Annotated in this window: 3 protein-coding genes; all 3 read right to left on the bottom strand. The window is 33.8% G+C overall.

Annotated features, from left to right (window positions below; translation table 11 throughout):
- Window positions 1-270: 270 nt before the first annotated feature.
- Window positions 271-1,821 carry a hypothetical protein gene (locus ABX784_RS16390; protein WP_372656140.1) on the bottom strand — a complete coding sequence of 517 codons (1,551 nt, stop codon included), beginning with the start codon at window positions 1,819-1,821 and terminating at the stop codon, window positions 271-273.
- Between the two features lie 72 nt (window positions 1,822-1,893).
- The gene (locus ABX784_RS16385; protein ID WP_372656139.1) at window positions 1,894-2,550 is read right to left on the bottom strand and encodes a hypothetical protein; all 657 of its coding nucleotides are present in this window, start codon (window positions 2,548-2,550) and stop codon (window positions 1,894-1,896) included.
- Window positions 2,547-3,281: hypothetical protein (locus ABX784_RS16380; RefSeq protein ID WP_372656138.1), on the bottom strand; the 735-nt coding region annotated here is incomplete at its 5' end. The genes ABX784_RS16380 and ABX784_RS16385, both read right to left, overlap by 4 nt.

The raw sequence follows: 3,281 nt of genomic DNA, 5'->3' as shown, positions 1-3,281 counted from the left end.
CCCTGCTGGTATGGAGGAGCTTCACGCAAGGGTAGTGGAATATGGACTATCTTCGAATCTGGTGCAAAATATTTTCAAAAGAGGAAAAAGTCACCATGGACAGATAACTTTCCATTCTTTATTAGAATAAGAAAAAGTGATTTATAAACTGGTATTTGATTTCAAACATACTCTAAATATCTAAGAGATATATCAAAGGGCCTTAAATAGGCCCTTTCTTTTTGAATATTAATTAACCACTAAATCTGTGGAGAGCTATAAGAAAAAATGTTAATACACATCACAAACATTATTTTTTGCGCGATTTACAGATTCGTCAATAACAGCAACAGCGTCGAGAGATAGATGACCTTGTCCATCCTCAATACTTTTTGAGAATTTTGAAAATTGTGAAAAGTACTTATTAGAAAACTTATAATTAGTTGAACTCTTCATGAAGTAATTCATATAATTGTGGATACGATGATACGAATTAAAAATATTCTCTTGATTAAAATTACAAATAAAACTCAATGGATCTATCACCTTCTCAACGACAAGAGATTTCTTAACAATTGAAAGAAAAGAAACTGCAGATAAAAAAGACATGTAGCTAGATGATTTCTTATAGAGATGATCTTTCTTAGATCTAATATCATTTAATATTGATAAAGCTTCATCTAGGTTATTAAAAGAATCATCTTCTACAACTGGCAGTGATGTCATAAGTGGTAGGCCTACATATATCCCCCAAATAACTTTCATAGCATTTTGCTTAATCACATCAAGACTAATATTGACTTGAGTTGATTCCTCATCGTTAATTACAGAAGTACCTTCCAGGGACTCTTCAGAACTATCTCTTAGAGCAGTATTAATTGCGTGACTAGACTGATATGCCTTTCCCTGTAAGTAAATCATTTCATCTAATAAACTATCTATAGAACTCTCATCTAAAGTACTAGCGACTTCGTCCTTAACAGTCTGTTCAACTCCTACAGTATTATTACTCTCGCCCTCATCAGATTGAGTAGTATCAACAATTGTAGAGGATTTATTATCGTAATAATCTTCATTAAATGAAATATTGCTTAAATCATTCCCCTGCATAAGCATTGAGTTAAATTCATCACTAATTTTTCTTCTATACTCCTCTTCATAGTCCTTAAACTCTTCTTTAGCTAAGGCCAATTTTGCCATAAGACGCTTTTCAAGCTGAGCATAGAGCTCTCTATATTTATCAAAATTTTCAATATACTGTAGAATCAATTTCTTAGTAGCAGGATCTATAGTGAATTTGTTATCAAGAATACGACTATTAAGAACTTCAAAAAGAAGAAAGTAATTCTCTACATTCTCGTAATCAAAACTTTGAAAGTCTTCTTTGAACTCTACTATAGATTCATTAATCTTCTTCTTTAGCTTTTCATTGATATCAACCTGAATATTTACTTCCCCTATATTAAAGAATTTCTTATAGGGATTTTCATACTTCTTTAAGTCACTCCAATTGAAGACAGACTCATGGAAGAACTTAATTTGAAGGACTGGGTAAAGTGCGAGCAAATCAATTCCAGAGTCCATAGCAAGTGCAGAAGCTTTATAAAATAACAGATCGGAGTCTTCAGGATTCTCTACAAGTGCCTCATCAATGACCGCAAGAGCTGACTGAGCGTCCTTGCTATTTAATAGCTGAATTATATCATTTTGTGTCTCTAAGGACGCACTTGCATTAACTTCCTTTTTCTCACAGCCAATCGAACAAGTCAGAATTAACGAGAAGAGTAAGAGTTTTGCATTACGTACAACCATAAACAACTGTATAGTTTTTAGACACTTCATGAAAAAATTCCCTTAGTAGAATAAAGTAAAAAGCTAATATACTGCTAGATAAAGCAAGATATATGCCATTTATTAGAACTGAAAAGAGGCCTGTAAACCAATGATTTTTGAAGAAGGGATAACAACCGGAGTGATTGAGTAGTAGTGCTCTTCATAAATACTACGGCTGAAATAGGAGTACGCCGCAGCAACTGTATTTACACCAGCAAGAAAGTAGTAAATATTATTGAGTTGATCATTTTCATCACCACGTAGCTTATCTCCAATAATGTTAATAAGGTACTGACTGGCAAGTAATGAAGAAGTGTATAGAACAGAGAGCCTCTTGGCCTTATCTTCAAGAGCAATATTTTTTATAATTCCATGAGAGAAGTATTCGACGGTATTTGCTTTAGATGAGCTCTTATAGCTTCTTAATAACTTATATTGTTCAGCATATATCTGAGGTCGATAATAGTCATACACACCTTTACCAATATTTAAAAAACCAATTGTTTGGACCAAACTGTAAGTAAGCTTCATAGACTTACTATCGGTAGTAAAATAGCCTACATTCCCAATCAGAAGTGCTGAGGCACCACTGATAATACCTTCGTATTGATTGTACTTGTACTTAGGTTTCTCAGAGAGTGCATGCTTCTTGAAAAACTTATAAGACCTTAGCCTCTCCTTCCCTAGAGAAGATTGTACAGAAAAGAGAATAGAGAGAGTAAGAATAATTATTTTCATAGCTTTAGATCAAGTTGTATATAAATTGAGTTTTGAGTTTCTAAGTGATCAATATTTTTTCCGGCCAACTCATTTTCATTAGCGTAGACAATACCTACACTTCCAAGATCTGAAGTAAAATATAGCCCCAAAGTTTTGAAGTATTTAGAAATTGCAATTGTTCCCATAAAGGAGTTCAGACTATAGTTAATACTTCCACTGATATAGTCAGTGTAGATAGATTCAAAAATTCCATCAAATGGGAACTCAACACCTAAATAAATCTCTCCAAAGCTCGAATGGTATGAGCTCCCTAGTCCAAGTTGAGAGTATGGCTCAAAGATTAAAAAAGTTTCGAGGTCAGAACTTGAATCAAGCCTCGATTGATTTATCTTACTTAAGGTGAATAAATTCTTAGTCTGAAGGGAAATCTTAGGAGATAGAAAACTAGAAGAGCTTTCGTAAAAGAAGCCGATATCAGTTCCTAGCTCACTTTTATCTTCAAACTCAACAATACCATCATCGTCTTGCGCAAAATCAGTAAGTAGTATACTGCCGGCAAACACCTCTCTACTGCGACGAAATAAACTCATCCCAACCGAAAAGACATCACCTTCAAAAGGAGCGTAAGCAGAAAGGTCATAACCTGAAGTCATTTTAAGAGAAGATTGTTTATTTAAAAACATAGATATCTCTGGAAAAGCAGGATTTAGGATATAGACATCACCAATTAAGTAGTAAGGCGAATATGT

Origin of the sequence: Halobacteriovorax sp. (assembly GCF_041587335.1) — a bacterium.
Classification (GTDB): domain Bacteria; phylum Bdellovibrionota; class Bacteriovoracia; order Bacteriovoracales; family Bacteriovoracaceae; genus Halobacteriovorax.
Note: the sequence above shows the minus strand (reverse complement) of the source record. Positions and strands in the feature narration are given on the sequence as shown.